The sequence below is a fragment of the Flavobacterium sp. 316 genome, from assembly GCF_000967805.1.
Lineage (GTDB): Bacteria > Bacteroidota > Bacteroidia > Flavobacteriales > Flavobacteriaceae > Flavobacterium > Flavobacterium sediminilitoris.
On the sequence record NZ_JYGZ01000004.1, the window covers coordinates 405,959 to 427,207 of the forward strand.

The following is a 21,249-nucleotide window of genomic DNA, read 5'->3' on the forward strand; positions in this document are numbered from 1 at the left end:
GGCAACTGCCGATTTTTATTCTTCTATAATTTCTAGGTCTACAATTAAATATCCCCGTTTTTTATTTTTAGCAATCTCCATAAAAGCCTTTTTAGATAAATCTATCTCTCTTCCTTTTATAAAAGGTCCTCTATCATTTATAACTACAATTACAGATTTACCATTAACTGTATTGGTTACTTTAACTTTTGTTCCAAATTTTAATTTCTTATGTGCTGCTGTATAAAGGTTATTATTAAATTTTTGTCCACTTGCAGTTCTACGACCATTAAATTTATCATGATAATATGATGCATGAACACTCTCTTTGAATGATTTTATCACTAAAGAAGAATCTAAACTAATAGAGTCAACTAAAATAGTATCTTTTTTTATAGAATCAAAAAAGACATTTCTATTAGTAAATATACCTGTTTTTTTACTCGTAAAACTACTTACAAAAACAAGTAAAAATAAAGAGCAAATTATTTTTGTTGAGAATTTCATTTCAATTTTTACAACTTAAAATCATTAGTTAAGCCAATTTGCCCAAGGTAACCTAGACAGAATTAGTAAAAACCCTATTGTATAGAAAATACCTATTTTTTTAAATTTACCATTATTACTTTCTTCTTTCTTATGTTTAGACCACCCTATTGTAATTAATGCTATTGCTATAATATTAATCAATGGATGTTCTAATGATGTTAAGCGAAATGCTTTATCCATATTTCCTAAAGATGCTGATCCTAAAGGAGAAACAAAATAAAGAACAAAACCTAATAATAATTGAAAATGCGACAATATTAAAGCAAACAATGATATTCTTAAATCTTTAGTTGTAAATATTTTTTTAGAAGTAATACCTATTATCGCATTTATTGCTGCTAAAAACAAAATTGACAAAACAATATAGGCAAAAATGGAATGTGCTGATTGTAGAGCTGAATACATAATTATTAATTTTAAAAGTGATTTGAACAAAGATACTAAATAAAAAAACCGCTTCACAAAAAATGTGAAGCGGTTAGTTATATAATTAAATTTCTTTATTAGAAATTATATCTAATTGAGAAATTCCATGTTCTACCTAAACCAAAGTAAGCACTGTTCTTAACATTGATTCCATTAAAAGAAGCATCAGTATCATTAGCTTGAAAAAGACCATCAACATTTCCAGAAGATCTTGAAGCTACTATAGATGCTAAATATATTTCTTGAAAAACATTATTTACGTTTAATCTAAAAGCTACAGAATTTTTATCATCTTTACCAACTAACATTTTGTAAGAAAGTCCTGCGTCTACTAAATCATATTTTGGTAATTCTAAATTTTCTTTGATAGGAGATACATCTGCATAAAGTTTTGTGTAATTTCTCCAATCTACATCTATATTAAAGCGAGTAAAAATTTCATACTTTAAACCTAAACCCCAAGAAGTTTGAGCTGCTCCACCTACTTCACCTCCATCTACATCTTTTTTTTCCTGATCAAGAATAACTCTATCTTGATTTCTATAAGTTGTTACAACATCATCTTGATATTTCCAATCACCAACAGAAGCAAAACCTTTTAAACTAAGTTTTTGAATTGGCCTAGCAACAAAATCTAATTCAACACCTGAATGCAATTGTTCAACACCTTGATTTGTTGCATATACAATATCTCCTTCATTTAACACAGTAGTACCAACTACATCTCCAGCTTCAGCAACAGATGAGGTTGTGGTGACTCTATCTTTCCATGACGTTCTATACGCATTTAAATTAGCAGAAAAATAAGAAGAGTTGAAACTGTATCCTAATTCAAGACCTAATATTTTCTCGTTTTTAGTTAAAGGGTTTACATCATTACCAAAATTTAAATAAATATTATCATGATAAGGTTGACGCGAATAATAACCTGCATTACTGTAAACAGCATGATTTTCATTAATATTATAAGCCACTCCACCTTTAGCATTATAGCCTATATTGTTAACACTTTTAGATTTTTCATCCGCTGGTAAATATTGATATCTATCCCATCTTACATGAGATTGATTAGATAACGCTCCTTGAAAAAAAACTGAAAATTTGTCATTTGAATATTCTATTTGAGAAAAAGCACCACCATAAGTAATTCTTTCATCATAATCCCACGCATATCTTTCCCCTTCATCAGCATAGTTAAATAATGCACTCCAAGGATCTGAATTGTAAGTTGCTGATATTTGATTATTAGGATTATTAACATTTAAAACATCATTATCCAAATAATAGTCTGCTCCTAATAAATCTGTTAGTTGTCTGAAGTGAGTTCCTTTGTATGTTCTAAGATCAAAACCAGCATTAAAAGTTAATTCGTCTGTAAATTTAGTCTCAAAATTCGTTATTAAACCATACCATTCGTGACTATTAACTGAATTTCTTAAGGCATAAGTAGAAGCGCCTGTAGTACTGGCTAAGTTATTTGCATAAATTTGATCAAAATCAATTTGTCCATTTGTTCTTACTCTTCCGCCTCCAACACTTCCAACACTTCCTCCTCTTCCCCAAGAAGCATACAATACTGTAGATAAACTTGAGTTTTCAGAAATTGTATAATCCCAGTTTAAATTTGCAACTGGTTTGTGGTAATAGTTACCAACTTCACTTTTAAACTTACCGTCTAAAGTACCCCAGTTACTATTGTATTTTCTTCCTTTTTCTAAGAAAGTGCTAATACTTTGTGAATAGCTTTGATTGTGATATTGTGGTGCTCCAGTCAGTAAGAAATTGAAATTATGTTTATCACTAGGCTTGTAACCTACTGAAATAAAATAATTTTGACCACGCCCTTGTGTACCTATAGTATATCCTTCACCTTGCCAGTGAGACATCATAATACTCATCCCCCAACCTTTCTCATTCAATCCTGTATTATAACCCGCTAATGTCTTGAAATAACTGTTATTAGCCACTCCTAATGACGCAAAACCACCTTCTTTTTTATCAGTAGCTTTAGTTACAATATTAATTGTTCCTCCTACAGAAGAAATTGCTAATTTTGATGAACCTAAACCTCTTTGAATTTGTATTCCATTTGCAATATCAGTCAATCCTGACCAGTTTGACCAATACACTAATCCATCTTCCATTCCATTAACTGGTTGTCCATTAATTAAAACTGCAGTGTTATCTTGTGCAAATCCACGTACTCTAATGTTAGAATCCCCATATCCCCTAGATTGATCAGCAACATATACAGACGGAGTATTCACCATAGCCTGTGTAATATCAGAAGTACCTACTTTTTCTTGAATCTCAATAGCTTTGATTGTTGAAACTGCAATAGGTGTTTTTCTGTCTTTTGCTAAGTCAATAATCCCAGTTCCAATTAAAACAACTGTTTCCAATTGATTTTCATCACTAGAAAGTGAAATATTTCCTACATTAATACTATTCCCTTTCATAGTAAATGAAATAGTTTTCGTTTTGTAGCCTAAATAAGATATAACAATTTCTCCTGAAGTTAAAGAAGTAGAAATTGAGAACTTACCATCAAAACCTGTTGTAGAACCGTCTTTTGTTCCTTTAATAAGAACATTTGCTCCAGGTAATGGTTCATTAAATTCTTGATCAACAACCACTCCAGTTATCTTTGCCTGAGAGAAAGCTGTAAGGGTTGCAAAAAGGAAAAACCCAAAAATTGTCAGTTTTTTAAAAATTTTCATTAGATGTGTGATTTTTTTGCAAATTTCACACTTCGTTCTTTTTCGAATGTTAAGTTAATGTTAAGTTTTAACTTAGTTTAACATTTTATGTCTTCACAAGCAATTAAATACATTTTTAAGAATAATCTTTTATTTCGAATAAAACACTGCACTTTTAATATATTATTGAGAAATATATTCTTTTAACAGAAAATTAGTAGAACTATCATGAGTGTTAAGATTTCCTGTATTTAATTCTTCCAAAATAGAATTAGCTAATTGTTTTCCTAATTCAACTCCCCATTGATCATAACTGAAAATATTCCAAATAATTCCTTGTACAAATATTTTATGCTCGTAAAGTGCAATTAAAGAACCTAATGACTCTGGAGCTAACTTTTCTATTAAAAGGGTATTTGTAGGTTTATCTCCTTCAAATATTTTAAAAGGTAATAAAGAATCTGCTTTTTCTCCTATTCTTTTTGCTTTCTCAAATTCTGCTTTTACCTGTTCTTTCGTTTTCCCCATTAACAAAGCCTCTGTTTGCGCAAAAAAATTAGACATCAATTTATCATGATGGTTTTTATCTCCATGCAATGATTTTTTAAATCCAATGAAATCGGTTGGAATTAACTTTGTCCCTTGATGTATTAATTGAAAAAAAGCATGTTGTGAATTTGTTCCCGGTTCTCCCCAAATAATAGTTCCTGTTTGATAATTTACAAGTTTACCATCTCTACCAACACTTTTTCCATTACTTTCCATTATTCCTTGTTGTAGATAAGGTGCTAATTTTTGAAGATATTGTGTATATGGAATTAAAGCTTCTGTTTCTGCTCCAAAAAAGTTATTGTACCAAATACTTAGAAGCGCTAAAACAACAGGTATATTTTTATCAAAGGATGTTTCTTTAAAATGAATATCCATTTGATTAGCTCCTTTTAAAAGTTTATTAAAGTTATCAAATCCAACAGCTAAACTTATACTTAATCCTACAGCACTCCATAATGAGAAACGTCCTCCAACCCAATCCCACATTGGAAAAATATTTTCTTCTGCAATTCCAAATTGAGTTACATTTTTAATATTTGTTGAAACCGCTACAAAATGCTTTGTTATGTCTTCTTGTTTTGCCGATTTCAGAAACCACTTCTTAATTGTTTCTGCATTTGATAATGTTTCTTGCGTAGTAAATGTTTTTGAAACAATTACAAAAAGTGTTGTTTCAGGATTTATTTTCTTTAAAACTTCATTAACATGATCTCCATCAACATTAGATACAAAATGTATATTTAAATGGTTTCCATAATATTGTAGTGCTTCGACAACCATTGCAGGACCTAAATCTGAACCTCCAATTCCAATGTTTACTACATCTGTAAAAACTTTACTTGTGTAGCCTTTTCTGCCTCCATCAATTATTTCATTAGTAAATTTTTCAATTTTCTTTTTAACTTCAAAGATTTCTGGAATTATGTTTTTACCTTCAAATTTAACGACGTCTGATTCATTTGATCTTAAAGCAGTATGTAAAACAGCTCTATTTTCTGTCTGATTAATATTTTCTCCAGAAAAATAATCTTTAATTGCTTTATCTAAACCTACTTCATTCGCTAATTCTAATAGGAGTTTAATCGTTTCTTCTGTAATCTTATTTTTAGAATAGTCAATAACAAAATCTTGCCATTTTATGTGAAATTTTTCAACTCTTTCTTTATCAATAGCAAACATTTCTTTCATAGAGGTTTGTTTTACTTCCTCAAAGTGAGCTGTTAACTTTCCCCATGCCAAAGTTTTCGTTGGATTTACTATTTCTAAAGCCATTACTCTCTAAATTTATTTTTCATTACGCTATCTAACTCTTTTTTTAAGGGCTCAATATAGGTTAAGTATTTTGCCTTATCTTTTTCATTCATTGGTTCAGCATTTGGAAGTTGCAAACGAAATGGATCTACTTGCACTCCATTTTTCCAAAATCGATAACAGACATGTGGACCTGTTGCTAAACCCGTACTCCCTACTTTTCCAATTATTTGTCCTTGAGAAACTCTTTCTCCATTTCGAACTAGAATTTTAGACATATGTAAATATTGAGTAGAATATGTACTATTGTGTTTTATTTTTACATAATTACCGTTACCAGATGTATATCCTGCTCTTTCAACAACTCCAGAAGCTGTTGCTTTTATAGGTGTTCCGTGTGCTGCTGCATAATCTGTTCCATTATGTGCTTTCCATCTTTTTTGAACAGGATGAAAACGCCTTCCAGAGAAACGAGAAGATATTCTAAAATAGTCTAATGGCGCTTTTAAAAACATACTTTTTAGACCATTTCCATTTTCATCATAGTAGTCAGCTACTTTTTGATCTGATTTAATTTTATATGGGAAAGCATAGATCTTTTTCCCTTTATGTTCAAAATATGTTGACTCTACATTTTCAATTCCTACATATATAGAATCCTCAATAAATCGTTCGTTTATTGTTACAGAAAATTTATCTCCTTTTTGAATTTTAAAAAAATCTATTGAATATTCGTAAACTTTAGCTAGTTTAGATGCAAATCCTGGACTAACTCCTGCTTTTGATAGAGTTTCAGACAAAGACCCTTCTATTTCAGCCGCAATTGTTCTTCTTTTTAAAGAGGTTGGTTTTTTCTTATTACTTACATTAACTGAGTCTCTAAAATCTAAAACGGAGTATTCTATTTTATTATTTATATAAACCAGTGCCTTTAATTCATTTGGTTTTTCTTTATTAAAAAATAATAAATATGGCTTCCCAATTTTTATTTTTCTTGGATTAAACGAATCCCTTACTTTTTCAACTGCATCAAATGTTTTTAAACTATCTGGCAAAGTATATTTTCCAAGTATTAAGCTTAAATTGTCTCCTGATTTAATAGTATCTTTTATTACTTTAAAATCATTAAATATAAAGCCATAATCTTTTATTATAGGCTCTTTATTTACTACAACTTTTGGTTTTTCTGTTTTCTTTTCTTTTGATTCACAAGAAAACAACATTATCAATGATAAAAATAATAATACTATATACTTCAATGCTTTTGCTTTTTAAATAATTTTTTATGCTTCTTCTCCCCAATTTTCTAATTCTTCTTTTGACCATAATTCTGGGAAGAAAATTCTCTTTTGATACTTTGGTAACATGTATTTTTTCCAGTCACTCCCTCCAGTTGCTTCATGATTTCCAGGAACACTTTCAATATACTTTTTAGCTGCATTAAAATGTCCCATTACCCAAGTGATATTTACTGTTTTATCTAAGTGACGCATTGCTGCTATTAGGGTTTCATTTTTTTGAGATTCTTCAGGTAATTGTTTGTATTTTTTCCACAAATTTATCGTGTTATACTCTTCCATAAAATCTAAGAAAACTTTTTTATACTTCTTTTCAAATTCTTTAATAAGAAATGATTTTTCTCCTGTTTTATAGTCTTTACCTGCTGCTTGCCAATATAAATGTTCAAAAGCATGCTCATAAGAAGTATTTCTATCTATTGTACTTCTAAATCGATAATCAATTAGATTAATTAAATCTGTTAACGCAAACTCTATTAATCGATATTGAGCGCTTTGAAAACCGCTTGCAGGAGTAAGTGTATTTCTAAATTTCAGATATTGCTCTGGTTCCATTCCATCTGTCATTATTGTAAATGATGTTGTTAACATATCAAAATAACGGCTAATTCTACCTAATCTTTCGGTAAAAAAGGCTGCCGTAGGTTCTTCTGTATGCGACAATTGATCTATTTCCCAAAGAATCATTTTAAAAAGCAACTCATTCACCTGATGATACATGATAAAAACCATTTCATCTGGTAATGTTGTTCTTTGAATTTGTAAATTCAGTAATGCATCTGTTTGAATATAATCCCAATATGTTATAGGTTTAGACCATAACAAGCCCTCAAGATGTGTATCTGTATTTTGGTTTATTGCTTTATATTTTTTTTCAATTTGTTCTAATTGACGATATCGCTCTTGCGTTATTTCCATTATTTAAAATTAATATTATGCTTTAAATTACTATAACTCTCTATGTCAGCTTTTAATGATCCGACGGCTAAACTTGCTTTCAAACGAATAGGTATTTTATTTTTATCATCTGAAATCCAGACAGTTAAACTCTCTTCTTCTTTAAAAACTCTACCTGCTTGAACATACGGTCTAAAAATTTTACATGAAATTTTTCCAAATTTAGTTTTTATATCTTCTTTACCAAGGAATTTTAACTTAAACTTTGTAGTTTCATTATCAAAAAACATATCTATTGAAATAGACTCTCCTTCTTTTAACGTATCTATTTGTGGATGATTACGTAAATAATAAAAAGCAGACACTATATCTTGAACATTTTCTGGTACAGAATACGTATTCTCTGTATTATTTTTATAGTCTTTAACTCTTACTGTGTTATTATCTTGATTAAAAAAGCCTTCTTGATATTTTGTATAACCTCCTTCATCTATTTTTCTTAAAAATTGATATGGTTTACCTGTTTCTTTATCAAAAAAACTTTGATAGTCGTCTTTTACTTTAAAGAAAAATTTAGCCATTCCAACGGTCCAACCTTTTCCTTCAACATGATGTACCTTTTTATTATTCCTTGTAGATTCTTTAATTTCTAAACTAGCATATCCTGCATTTACTAATCCGTAATGTATACGTAGTTTAAAAAATTCTCCTGTTCCAAAAGTGTCTTGTTTTTTGACGAATGAATTTGTAGTCACAAAAACCAATACGAGTAGTATAATCTTTTTCATAATTTTTACTTTTTTAGAGAATTAAGTACAATTTCTGTTCCAAAAATAATAAACAAAAAAACCCAGTCAAAATAATGACTGAGTTTTTATGCTATTAACCAACCAAAAACTATAAATTATGAAAACTTACTTACAAATCCAAAGATAATGCTATCTCCTTTTTTGCGAGTGCAAAGGTATATAGTTTTCTGAGTATTTCTCACAAAAACAGCAATTTTAACCATTTTAACAGAAATATCTTTAACAAAATCGGTTATTTTTTAATAAAATGAAAAAATATTCGCTTTTTATAATGTACCTCGTAAAGCTTGCTCTCTTTCAATAGATTCAAAAAGTGCTTTGAAGTTACCTGCTCCAAATCCTCTAGCTCCCATTCTCTGAATAATTTCAAAAAACAATGTTGGTCTATCTTCTACTGGTTTAGTAAAAATCTGTAATAAATAGCCTTCCTCATCAGCATCTACCATAATAGATAACTTTTGTAATTCCGAAATATCTTCCTTCATCATGTCTTTATGAGCGCCCAATCTTTCTGGAATAGCATCGTAGTAAGATTGTGGTGGTGGTGGTAAAAACTCAATTCCTCTTGCTTTTAATTCACTTACCGTTTTTATAATATCATCTGTTGCAACAGCTATATGTTGAACTCCTGATCCTTCATAAAAATCTAAATATTCTTCAATTTGAGATCGTTTATTCCCTTTTGCTGGCTCATTAATTGGAAATTTCACTCTTCCATTTCCATTACTCATTACTTTACTCATTAGAGCAGAATACTCTGTATGAATTTGCTTATCATCAAAAGAAAGGAAGTTTTCAAACCCCATTACATCTTCATACCATTTTACCCAAGTATTCATTTCACCCCAACCTACATTTCCTACCATATGGTCAATATATTTTAACCCAACTGGTGTAGGGTTATAATCAGATTTCCATTCTTTAAACCCTGGCATAAATGTTCCACTATAGTTTTTACGCTCCACAAACATGTGTACTGTTTCTCCATAAGTATAGATTCCTGCTCTAACTACTTCTCCATGTTCATCTGTTTCAACAACTGGCTCCATAAATGATTTTGCGCCACGCTTTGTTGTTTCTTCATAAGCACTTCTAGCATCTTCAACCCATAAAGCAATTACTTTAACTCCATCTCCATGTTTTACTATATGATCATTAATTGGTGATTTACTATTTAATGGCGTTGTTAACACTAAACGTATTTTATCTTGCTTTAATACATAACTTACAGAGTCTTTAGCTCCTGTTTCTAATCCTCTATATGCTAATGATTGAAAACCAAAAGCTGTTTTATAGAAATGAGCTGCTTGTTTTGCATTCCCAACATAAAATTCTACATAATCTGTTCCCAAAAGTGGAAGAAAGTCTTGAGCTCCTTCAAATATTTTTTCTAAACCGTAGTTTACTGATTTCACTTCTTTACTCATAATATCTTATATTTTAAACTTTTTACAGTTCTAAATGTTGTGTTTTATTTTAATTTTAATCTAACCAAGATTGATAATATTTTTCATCTGCAATTTTCATTGCTTCTTCTGTAACCATTAGTGGTTTAAAAGTATCCACCATAACAGCTAGTTCTTGTGTCTCTGTTTTTCCAATACTTCTTTCAGTTGCTCCAGGGTGTGGTCCATGAGGGATACCTGCTGGATGCAAAGAAATATGGCCTGCTTCTATATCATTTCGACTCATAAAATCACCATCTACATAATATAATACCTCATCGGAATCTATATTACTATGATTATATGGCGCAGGAATTGATTCTGGGTGATAATCATACAATCTTGGAACAAATGAACAAATCACAAAAGCATCTGTTTCAAATGTTTGATGCACAGGAGGCGGTTGATGAATTCTTCCAGTAATTGGCTCAAAATCATGAATTGAAAAAGCATACGGATAATTATAGCCATCATATCCTATAACATCGAAAGGATGTGTCGCATAAACCATGTCTATAATTTCATCTCTTTTCTTTACTTTTATTACGAAATCTCCTTTTTCATCATAAGTTTCCAACTCATTTGGCCTACGAATATCTCTTTCGCAAAATGGTGCATGTTCAAGCAATTGACCAAACCAATTTCTATATCTTTTAGGAGTATAAATAGGCCTTCTAGACTCTACTATGAACAATCTATTATCTTCTGTGTCAAAATCTATTTTATAGATAATTCCACGAGGGATAACTAAATAGTCTCCATATTTAAAGTCTAAATTTCCTAATATAGTTCTTAATTTACCTGTTCCTTTATGAATAAATATAACTTCATCTGAATCTGTATTTTTATAGAAATACTCTGTAGTTGATTTCTTAGGTGCTGCTAACACAATATGACAATCTGTATTTGTCAATACAATTTTCCTACTTTCTAAAAAATCATCTTGTGGAGTAACTTGAAACCCTTTTAATCTATATGATTGTATATTATTTTCTTTTGCAATTTTAGGCGCTACACTATATTGATTTTTTATTTCTTTAACTTGTGTAGGACGATGTTCATGATACATATTAGTAGACATTCCATCAAAACCTATTGTACCAAACAACTGTTCGTAATACAAATCTCCATTAGGTTTTCGAAATTGTATATGACGTTTATATGGAATATTTCCTAGTTTGTGATATATTGGCATTTTCTTTTATTTTTAAGTTTAAAAATTTTAAGTACATACAACATATATACTTTTTATAAATCAAAAAGAAACGATTCATTCAGGATTTCTCTTGATGAGGAATTTAAGGTGTGATAGTAATTCTGACCAATGTAATTTCATAATCATACAAATATCGTAAATATTTTTGAATATTTAAAACTGGAAACCAACTGAAAACCAAGTATAATGATCACGCGTTTCGGGTGACCATGAATGTTTTATCTCAATAGGACCTATTAATGTTTCATAACCATATCCTAATGCATAACCTGAGTAGCTTGGCTTAGTTAACCAGCCATCTAAATTTTCAAAAATTTTCCTTCCGATATTAGCATAATTGGCACTAAAATTGGCATGATGTTTTTTGAAAATTTCATAATCAAATTCTAAAGTTCCTTTTACATAACTATCTCCTACAATTCCAACAAAATCATACCCATAAAAGGATCTAAAATTATTAAATGGTGCAAATCCATATCCTCCAAGAGCAAAATCTAAATAACTAATAGTATTCTCACCAACTGCAAATCCACCTTCTGTAAGTAATTTTACTGTAGCTTTTTTATAAAATGTATGAACAATTCCCATATCAGCCTTTGCTACTGTGAATTTTTCGAAATCATTATTATAATCTGATGAATAAAGATACGCTTTTACTTCTCCATTAAAATACCATCCTTTTTTAGGAAAATACTTTTGATTAAACGAGTCAAACTTCATATAACCATAAGCTGAAAAATAATCACTGTTATCAAAAACAGGCGTTATATTTTGAAGTGTTTCTGATTTAACTTTTAAATGTTTCAATTCTAACCCTGCTCCTATTGAAAATTTTTGAGCGAATATTGTTTGTAAATAAATTTGATTACTTAAATCTGAATAATCAACATTTAAAGAATTAATTCCTAGGTTAGATAATGTTATTCCATCATTAAAATCATTTGGTACATTTTTTCCAAATGTTGTAAATTTTGATTTTAATCCAAAACTCCAATAAAATCCATTGTCTATATAATAATCTAGATTATATCTGAAATTATCTCCTAAAATTACATCTAAAGAAAAAACATCATTTCTAGTAAATAATTTTTTCTTCGTAAAATTTAGTAGTACACTACTTTTAAATAGGCCATCATAGTGCAAACCAAATTTCAGAAACATATTACTTTTTTTCTCTTTTAAATCAAGAATCAAATTCTCTCCATCACTGTTTTTTTGAAAAGAGTAAGCAATTGACCCAAAATTTTGAGTAGCATTCAAATTATTTATTCCTTTTTCAAATGTCTTGACACTAACTTTATTCCATTGTTTGAATTTTAATTTCCCTAGAATATAAGCCCTTGTGTAATTATCTAATTCACTTACCTTAATATCTTTTATATTTATAGAATCTGGTGTTTTTTGATTTTCTTGCTGCTTTTTTTCTAATCTCTGCCATGTTATTAACTGATCCATAAACTTGTGTGTTGCTTGAACCCCGCGAGGAATTATTTCTTTTCCTTTTTCAAAAGACACAACTGTAAATCCTGTTATATCTGGCTTAATATAGATATCAGTTAACTTTTTTTTCTTTTCCATTTTTTCAATCATTGAAAAATTAGAAACCTGTACTAACAAATCTGTTGCTCCTTCTATCTGCTCTCTGTTTTTTAACCCATCTTGTACATCCACTCCAATCACTATATCCATTCCTTTTGCTCTAATAAGCTCTACAGGATAATTATTCACAATACCTCCATCTACCAGCACTTTACCATCAATCTCAATAGGATTATACAATGTTGGTATTGCCCCACTTGCAATCATGGCCTGAGGAAGAATTCCTTTATCTAAAACTACTTCCTTTCCTGTTTCAACATTTGTAGCTATACAAAAAAAAGGAATTGGTAATTTATCAAAATCCTTAATATTACAAACAGACATAGTTAATCTTGAGAGCAGATTATAATTATACAATCCCTTCGATAAAGCAGACGGCAATCCAACTTTAAAATTATCAAATGGTAAAGTTAGCGCATACATTTCATCATTTCGTTTTTCATAAAAACTCTTAGAATCTCTAGGTGTAAAGTCTTGTAATAAAGCATCTACATCTACAGTCGTAAAAATAGAATCCAATTCTTTAGCTGAATAACCTGATGCGTACAATCCTCCTATAATAGCACCCATACTTGTTCCTCCTATATAATCAATCTTTATCCCTAAAGAATCGATTACCTTTAAAACACCTATATGCGCCAATCCTTTTGCACCACCACCGCTAAGGACAAGCCCTATTTTCGGAAATGATTGCTCAACATTATTATCTTGTGACAAGCTAACTTGAGTAAAAATCAGAAAACTTAGTAACAAGATTATCTTTTTCATTATAATGATTTATTGCGGTTGTTGAATTGTCTTGTAAAAGTCGGAAATTTTTTTGGCTTTTGATGCACCAACTATCTCAGAAATTTCTTTCAATGAAGCATTTTGCACTCTTTTAACACTTTTAAAATGTTTTAATAACGTTATCATTGTTTTTTCTCCTATTCCAGGAATACTTTCTAATGAATTTTGTAAAGCAGATTTACTTCTCTTATCTCGATGATGAGTAATTCCAAAACGATGCGCTTCATTTCTTAATTGCTGAATAATCTTTAGCGTTTCCGATTTTTTATCTAAATATAACGGAATTGGGTCATCAGGATAAAACAATTCTTCTAATCGCTTAGCTATACCAACTATTGCAATCTTTCCCCTAAGCCCTAAACTATCCAAACTTTTTAAAGCAGAAGACAGTTGTCCTTTTCCTCCATCAATAATAATTAATTGTGGCAATGGTTCTTTTTCATCTAACAATCGCTTATATCTCCTATACACAACCTCTTCCATTGATGCAAAATCATCTGGACCTTCAACAGTTTTAATATTAAAATGACGATAATCTTTCTTACTAGCTTTACCATCTTTAAAAACTACACAAGCTGCTACAGGATTTGTTCCTTGAATATTAGAATTATCAAAACACTCTATATGTCTTGGTTCTAAAGAAAGTCGCAAATCTTTTTTCATTTGCGCCATAATTCTATTAACATGCCTATCAGGATCTACAATTTTAATTTGTTTTAATTGATCCATTCTATAAAACTTAGCATTTCGAATTGATAAATCTAAAACTTGTTTTTTATCTCCTAGTTTAGGAACTGTAATTTTTATGTTTTCTCCTAAATCCACCTCAAAAGGAACTATTATTTCTTTAGAAAGCAAATGAAAACGTTCTCGTAGTTCTACTATCGCTAATCCTAAAAGTTCTTCATCTGTTTCCTCTAATTTTTTCTTAATTTCCATAGTATGCGACCTGACAATAGCGCCATGAGAAATTTGCAAAAAATTCACGTAAGCCATACTTTCATCTGAAACTATAGAGAACACGTCAATATTTGATATTTTAGGATTTAGAATAGTTGATTTTGCTTGATAATTTTCTAAAACATCAATTTTTTCTTTTATTTTTTGCGCTTCTTCAAACTTCATTTCAGAAGCTAAAGTTGTCATTAAAGTTTTAAACTCTTTTAAGCTTTCTTTAAAATTACCTTTTAAAATTTCTCGAATTGCATTTATCCGATTTTGATATTCTTCTAAAGACTCATATCCTTCACATGAACCTTTACAATTTCCTATATGATATTCTAAACATACTTTATATTTCTCCGAGTCAATATTTGATTTTGACAAATCATAATTACATGTTCTCAATGGATATAATTCTTTAATTAAATCCAAAAGTGTATTAACTGTTTTAAAACTAGTATAAGGTCCAAAATATTCCGAACCATCTTTTATCATATTTCTTGTAGGGAATATTCTAGAAAAAGGTTCTCTTTTTATACAAATCCAAGGATATGTCTTATCGTCTTTTAATAATACATTATAACGAGGTTGTAATTTTTTAATAAGATTATTTTCTAAAAGAAGCGCATCAGTTTCTGTAGGAACAACAATGTGCTTTATAGAAACTATTTTTTTAACTAATACAGACGTCTTATAATTATCATGATTCTTAGTAAAATAAGACTGAACTCTCTTTTTTAAATTTTTAGCTTTTCCTACATATAAAATCTTATCATCCTTATCAAAATATTGGTATACTCCAGGATTATCAGGCAATGTTTGAATTTGAAGTTCGAGAGGTGTTTGCATGTAGCAAATTTACAAAAACCGAATTTAATTTCTACTTTTATCCTCTTATAATCTACTCGCATGAAAAACAAAGCAATTCAATTATTAGGAGAATCCATTTTACCTGGAGAAAGTAAAACTATTGATGTAGAAATTGCAAAACTACATACTACTACTAAACTTAAAATCCCTATCATCATTGAACGATCTAAGATAGATGGCCCTATTGTTTTATTTAGCGCAGGACTGCATGGTGATGAAATAAACGGAACAGAAATCGTCCGTCAAATAATTATTAAAAAAATAAACAAACCTAAACGAGGAACTATAATTTGTATTCCAATTATCAATATTTTTGGTTTTGTAAATCAAAGTCGTCAATTTCCAGATGGTCGCGACTTAAATAGGGTTTTCCCAGGAAGTAAAACCGGCTCATTAGCCAGTAGATTTGCACATTTCCTTATTAAAGAGATCATTCCAATAATTGATTATGCTATTGATTTTCATGCTGGAGGAGCAAGTCGATTTAATGCTCCTCAAATACGAATTGTACCCAACAATTCAGAATTAAAAGAATTAGCCTCCGTATTTAACACTCCTTTTACATTATATTCTAAAAACATACAAGGCTCGTTTCGTAATGCATGTACAAGATTAGGCGTGAAAATGTTGCTTTTTGAAGGAGGAAAATCACTAGATTTAAATTCAGAAATAACAAAAGAAGGAGTAGAAGGATCTAAACGATTTTTAGCACATTTAAATATGCTAAACCCGAAAAAAGAAATAAAACCCAATACTAATAAAACAATTTTTATTGAAAAATCTTACTGGATAAGAGCTCATTTTTCAGGAATGTTTATTGGACTAATAAAAATTGGTAGCTATGTTAAAAAAGGAGACACTTTAGCCACCATTTCAGATCCTTTTGGAAAAATTGAACACAAAGTTAAGGCTCCAAATAATGGTTATTTAATCAATGTAAACGATGCTCCTATTGTATATCAAGGAGATGCTATATTTCACATTTCAACTCAATTAGAAGGACTCAATTAATTAAAGCTACATATAATGAACAAGAAAGAGCTACGAAAAAAATATAAAACAAAAAGAGAAAAATTAACTTTTGAAGAGATTGAAGATAAAAGTTTAGCTATTGCAAACCAATTATTACAACTAGACATTTGGGACAAAACATATTATCATATTTTCTTACCTATTGAAGAACAAAAAGAAGTTAATACAGAATATATCTTACAAATTTTAGCAGGTAAAGATAAAGAAGTTGTTATTTCAAAATCTAACTTTGAAACAACAACCATGACACACTTTTTGCTAACCGATAACACAAAAATTAAAAAAAATAAATATAATATTCCAGAGCCAATTGATGGAATAGAAGTTCCTTCAAATAAAATTGATGTCGTTTTCATCCCTCTTCTAGCTTACGACAAGCAAGGAAATCGCGTAGGATACGGAAAGGGATTTTATGATACTTTTCTCAAAACCTGTAAACCTGACGTAATTAAGATAGGCTTATCATTCTTTGAACCTGAAGACTGCATTGATGATATCCATTCAAACGATATTAAATTAGATTACTGTATTACGAATTTTGTAAGATTAATGTTATAAATAAAAACTTCAAAAATATAGATTGACTATTTTAACAAAACTTTTATAGAAATAGAAGTTATAAAAATCTAAGCCCAAATTAAAGAATTTTACTCTATGGATTAATTCTAGATGATTCTACTTCTTTTCTTTAATTATTTTATCTAATATAATTTCTAAAAACACTAAAAACCTTATGAAGCAAGAGATTTAAAATTCTTTATAAAACACACTATAACCAACAAAACTCCTCCTTAGTCTAAAACTAATCTTTCTTTAAATAATTTCTCTTCCAAATAGAATAGTAAAGGAAGTTGAATCTATTATATAGAATTAAATATTGAGAAAGAAATCTTGCAAAAGATGGGGAGATATCCACAGGCTTCAAGGAGATGATTTATTCCCAATTGATGGTATTCCAGCTAAAGTTGCAAATGGCAATCCACCTGCCTCAGCATTTGTTTTAGGTACACCTTACACTGGAGCATTAGGAGTTGCTGCAATTCCAAGTTCAGATTACAGGTTCCTATGGCCGATACCACAAGCGGAATTAAACACGAATCCAACGCTAGCTGATCAACAAAATCCAGGTTAGTAATTTTATTAAAAAATAATTTTTAGTTAGTTATTTTAGGGGCTGTTTTTTAAACAGTCCCTTTTTATTTAACATAAATTTCATATATTCGTTAAACTTATCCTATCGAATAATGAAAAAAATATTACTATTTTCATCAATAATCCATTCATTGTTCTCCTTTTCTCAAGTAGATAATGATGATTTTCAAAAAATGGTTGAATCTGAAATGAAATCAGCTTCTTCAATTCAAAATTTTCAATCCAACCCAAATACTGCTAATTATGACATTACCTATCATGAATTAAAATTCACTGTTGATCCTGCCATATATAACATAGAAGGTCAAGTAAAAACAACTTTTACGGCACTAGAAAACATGAATACTGTTATATTCGATTTTTACAAAAAAGCATCCTCTCCATTTACAATTATTTCGATAAAAAAAGATGGAATTAATCTAAGTTACACCCACAATAGCTCGCATGAATTAGAAATCAACCTTCCTTCTACCTTAACAATAGGAAACTCTGCAACAATTGAAATCAGTTATTCTGGAGTTCCTTCAACAGCAGAACAAGCTTTTACCACAAATATTCATTCAGGAATACCCGTATTATATACATTATCTGAGCCTTATGGAGCCAGAGATTGGTGGCCATGCAAACAAGATTTAAATGACAAAATAGAAACTATCGATGTCCACATCACTGCTCCATCACAATATATTAGTGTTTCAAATGGATTAGAACAATCTATAATAGATAATGGAAACGGGACAAAAACAACACATTATCATCATGGATACCCTATTCCAGCATATTTGATAGCAATTGCTGTTACCAACTATCAAATTTACAATCAACAAGGAGGTTTAGGATCTACTCAAAATCCCTTCTTCCCTATTGTGAATTATATTTACCCCGAAAATGCTTCTACAACACAAAACAGCCTTGCCGTAACACCTACAATCATGAATTTATATGAAAGTCTAATAGGAGAATATCCTTTTAGAAATGAAAAATATGGTCATGCACAATTTGGATGGGGAGGAGGAATGGAACATACTACCGTTTCATTTATGGGGTCATGGTCTAGAGGATTAATTGCCCACGAAATGGCTCATCAATGGTTTGGCAATAAAGTTACTTGCGGAAGTTGGAAAGATATTTGGTTAAATGAAGGAATTACAGAATATATGTCTGGATTAGTAGTTGAAAATTTAGACGGAAACACATCATTTATCAATTGGAAACAAAACAAAATAAATAGTATAACATCACAACCAGATGGCAATTTATACTTAACCGATTCTCAAATAACAAATGTAAATAGAATTTTCAGTAGCAGAATAACCTATAATAAAGGAGCTATGGTTACTAACATGATTCGTTACAAAATAGGAGATGCTAATTTTTTTCAAGCATTAAAAAACTATTTAGCAGACCCAAATTTAGCATATAAATATGCTACAACACCTGAATTTCAAAATCATTTAGAACTTGTTTCCGGATTAGATTTTAGTGATTTTTTTAATGATTGGGTTTACAATGAAGGATATCCAATTTACACCATAACAGCTCAAAACTTAGGAGTAGGACAAGTAAAAATCACAGTAAACCAATCACAGTCTAACTCTTCTGTTACTTTTTTTGAAATGCCTTTATTAATCCGACTAATAGGAAATGCTAGTCAATCTCAAGATTTCCTTATCAATAACACAACAAATAATGAAGATTTCATCGTAAATGTACCTTTCCAAGTTATCGATATTGAGTTTGATCCTAATAAGGATATTATTTCAAACAATAACACAGCTACGTTATCAAACGATTATTTTACAATAGACAAAACTATCTCAATTTCTCCTAATCCTAGTTCCAATAAAATTCACATAAACTTACCTAACACTATCTCAATAGAAAAAGTTTTATTTTTTAATGCATTAGGCCAATTAGTTTTAACAAAAAACGAAAAAGACATTACTATTAATTCATTATCAAACGGCCCATATTTTATTCAAATAACAACAAACAACGGTGTGTTTCATAAAAATTTTATAAAAAAATAAGTCCTAAATAAAATAATGATAAAAAGTAAGGCGAAAACCTTACTTTTGTCGTTCAAATTAAAATGCATACATAAAAATGATTCAATTAGCACAAATATTATTCATACTTTCTGTTTTAGTAATTCTTCATGAATTTGGACATTACATTACTGCAAAACTATTTAAAGTAAGAGTTGAAAAATTCTACTTATTCATGGATGCTGGTTTTTCACTTATCAAAAAGAAAATAGGAGAAACCGAATGGGGAATTGGCTGGCTTCCATTAGGTGGCTATGTAAAATTATCCGGAATGATTGATGAAAGTATGGATACTGAGCAAATGAACACAGAGCCTCAACCATGGGAATTTAGATCAAAACCTGCATGGCAGAGATTAATTATTATGCTTGGAGGAATTATTGTTAATATTCTTCTTGCTTGGCTTATTTTTACAATAATGTACACTACTGTTGGTAAAAAAATCATTTCAACTGATGAACTTCAAAAAAATGGATTAGCATTTGGCGAAGTAGGTCAAAGTGTAGGATTTAAAAATGGAGACAAAATTATAAGTATAGATGGTAAACATCATGATGATTTTAAATTCATGAACATGGGAGTTCTTTTTGGTGATAAAATTGAAGTGGATCGTCAAGGTGAAAAAATAGAACTTTTATTAACCGATGAACAAAAAGGTGAAATCATAAAAAAAGAAGGCAAAGGATTTGTACATGCAAGATGGAAACTTAACGAGTTTTTTATTGACTCTATAAACAAAAACAATTCTAATCTTAAACGATTTGATGAAATTATTGGAATAAATAACGAACGCTTTGTTTATTTAGATCAATTAATTGACGCACTAAAAACACATAAAAATGACTCAATAAATCTTATTATTAAAAGAAATAGCCAAGAAATAACATTAAAAACAAAAGTAGACAGCACTGGTATAGATAGCTTCAATAAAACCCTTTTTATTGACCAAAATTTCAATCTAAAAAAAGCTTTTGTAAATATTATTTCGGAAAATTCTCCTGCCGAAAAAGCTAAAATAGAATTTAATGACGTCATTATAGCCGTTAATAATATAAAAATAGAATCGAACAAAGATTTAAAAAAAATACTTTCCGAAAATAAAGAAAAAGAAATCACATTAACTGTTTTAAGAAACAAAAAAAACATTGATCTAAAAACAACTTTAGATAAAAAAGGAACACTTGGTATTGGATTTGATAAAAAGGATGATCAATACATCATTACTGAAAAGTTAAACTTTGCTCAAGCATTTCCTGAAGCAGTAAGTCAATCTTGGTCATTATTTAAATACAATGTTCAAAGTTTAAAATTAATTGTAAGACCAAAAACAGGTGCATACACCCAAATACAAAGTCCCGTAGGAATAGCTAGACGCTTACCTGACACATGGAATTGGGAGTTTATTTGGAATTTTACCGCATTATTTTCAATCGGACTTGCTTTTATGAACTTACTCCCTATACCAGGATTGGATGGTGGACATGCCCTTTTTACCATTGCCGAAATGATTACAGGTAAAACTTTAAGCAATAAAACAATGGGATATGTTCAAACCGCAGGAATGATTATCTTACTGACTTTAATGGCTTTAACCTTTGGAAAAGACATCTATCAATTAGTAGCTGATAAATTTTTCTAATATTTTTTCATATTTTGTTTGTGAAAATAAATTTTCAGCTTATATTTGCACCGCATT

16 protein-coding genes are annotated in these 21,249 nt (G+C 29.7%); 5 read left to right on the forward strand and 11 right to left on the reverse strand.

Features of this window, described 5'->3' with window-relative positions:
- Positions 1 to 15: 15 nt before the first annotated feature.
- From SY27_RS10530 to uvrC, 11 genes are all read right to left on the reverse strand, one after another.
- Positions 16 to 486 carry a septal ring lytic transglycosylase RlpA family protein gene (locus tag SY27_RS10530; protein ID WP_045969981.1) on the reverse strand — a complete coding sequence of 157 codons (471 nt, stop codon included), beginning with the start codon at positions 484 to 486 and terminating at the stop codon, positions 16 to 18.
- A 24-nt stretch (positions 487 to 510) separates the two neighbouring features.
- Positions 511 to 933 (reverse strand): hypothetical protein, encoded by a 423-nt coding sequence (locus SY27_RS10535; protein ID WP_045969983.1) that lies wholly within the window; start codon positions 931 to 933, stop codon positions 511 to 513.
- 98 nt (positions 934 to 1,031) lie between these two features.
- Positions 1,032 to 3,674, reverse strand: coding sequence for a TonB-dependent receptor domain-containing protein (locus SY27_RS10540; protein WP_045969985.1), 2,643 nt, complete (start codon positions 3,672 to 3,674; stop codon positions 1,032 to 1,034).
- 162 nt (positions 3,675 to 3,836) lie between these two features.
- Positions 3,837 to 5,477 carry a glucose-6-phosphate isomerase gene (pgi, locus tag SY27_RS10545; protein WP_045969987.1) on the reverse strand — a complete coding sequence of 547 codons (1,641 nt, stop codon included), beginning with the start codon at positions 5,475 to 5,477 and terminating at the stop codon, positions 3,837 to 3,839.
- The gene (locus tag SY27_RS10550) at positions 5,477 to 6,715 is read right to left on the reverse strand and encodes a peptidoglycan DD-metalloendopeptidase family protein (RefSeq protein WP_045969989.1); all 1,239 of its coding nucleotides are present in this window, start codon (positions 6,713 to 6,715) and stop codon (positions 5,477 to 5,479) included. The genes pgi and SY27_RS10550 overlap by 1 nt, the downstream gene beginning before the upstream one ends.
- A 24-nt stretch (positions 6,716 to 6,739) precedes the next feature.
- Complete coding sequence (locus SY27_RS10555; RefSeq protein ID WP_045969991.1) at positions 6,740 to 7,672, reverse strand: tryptophan 2,3-dioxygenase family protein; 933 nt, start codon at positions 7,670 to 7,672, stop codon at positions 6,740 to 6,742.
- A complete protein-coding gene (locus SY27_RS10560; RefSeq protein ID WP_045969993.1) occupies positions 7,672 to 8,439 on the reverse strand; it encodes a DUF3108 domain-containing protein in 768 nt (255 codons plus the stop codon). The genes SY27_RS10555 and SY27_RS10560 overlap by 1 nt, the downstream gene beginning before the upstream one ends.
- Positions 8,440 to 8,726: 287 nt before the next feature.
- Entirely contained in the window at positions 8,727 to 9,887 is a 1,161-nt protein-coding gene (gene hppD, locus SY27_RS10565) for a 4-hydroxyphenylpyruvate dioxygenase (protein WP_045969995.1), read from the reverse strand.
- A gap of 55 nt (positions 9,888 to 9,942) precedes the next feature.
- Complete coding sequence (locus SY27_RS10570) at positions 9,943 to 11,100, reverse strand: homogentisate 1,2-dioxygenase (RefSeq protein WP_045969997.1); 1,158 nt, start codon at positions 11,098 to 11,100, stop codon at positions 9,943 to 9,945.
- 174 nt (positions 11,101 to 11,274) lie between these two features.
- Positions 11,275 to 13,488 carry a patatin-like phospholipase family protein gene (locus tag SY27_RS10575; RefSeq protein WP_045969999.1) on the reverse strand — a complete coding sequence of 738 codons (2,214 nt, stop codon included), beginning with the start codon at positions 13,486 to 13,488 and terminating at the stop codon, positions 11,275 to 11,277.
- A gap of 9 nt (positions 13,489 to 13,497) precedes the next feature.
- The gene (gene uvrC / locus SY27_RS10580) at positions 13,498 to 15,300 is read right to left on the reverse strand and encodes an excinuclease ABC subunit UvrC (protein WP_045970001.1); all 1,803 of its coding nucleotides are present in this window, start codon (positions 15,298 to 15,300) and stop codon (positions 13,498 to 13,500) included.
- Positions 15,301 to 15,360: 60 nt separating this feature from the next.
- Here uvrC and SY27_RS10585 point away from each other — a divergent pair, with 60 nt between their 5' ends.
- From SY27_RS10585 to SY27_RS10605, 5 genes are all read left to right on the forward strand, one after another.
- Complete coding sequence (locus SY27_RS10585) at positions 15,361 to 16,332, forward strand: succinylglutamate desuccinylase/aspartoacylase family protein (protein WP_045970003.1); 972 nt, start codon at positions 15,361 to 15,363, stop codon at positions 16,330 to 16,332.
- Positions 16,333 to 16,347: 15 nt separating this feature from the next.
- On the forward strand, positions 16,348 to 16,911 hold the full coding sequence (locus tag SY27_RS10590) for a 5-formyltetrahydrofolate cyclo-ligase (protein WP_045970005.1): 564 nt from the start codon (positions 16,348 to 16,350) through the stop codon (positions 16,909 to 16,911).
- 319 nt (positions 16,912 to 17,230) lie between these two features.
- Positions 17,231 to 17,485 carry a RagB/SusD family nutrient uptake outer membrane protein gene (locus tag SY27_RS10595; RefSeq protein WP_045970007.1) on the forward strand — a complete coding sequence of 85 codons (255 nt, stop codon included), beginning with the start codon at positions 17,231 to 17,233 and terminating at the stop codon, positions 17,483 to 17,485.
- A 112-nt stretch (positions 17,486 to 17,597) separates the two neighbouring features.
- The gene (locus tag SY27_RS10600; protein WP_045970009.1) at positions 17,598 to 19,535 is read left to right on the forward strand and encodes a M1 family aminopeptidase; all 1,938 of its coding nucleotides are present in this window, start codon (positions 17,598 to 17,600) and stop codon (positions 19,533 to 19,535) included.
- 76 nt (positions 19,536 to 19,611) lie between these two features.
- Positions 19,612 to 21,192, forward strand: a complete 1,581-nt coding sequence (locus tag SY27_RS10605; RefSeq protein WP_045970011.1) for a site-2 protease family protein — start codon at positions 19,612 to 19,614, stop codon at positions 21,190 to 21,192.
- Positions 21,193 to 21,249 lie beyond the last annotated feature (57 nt).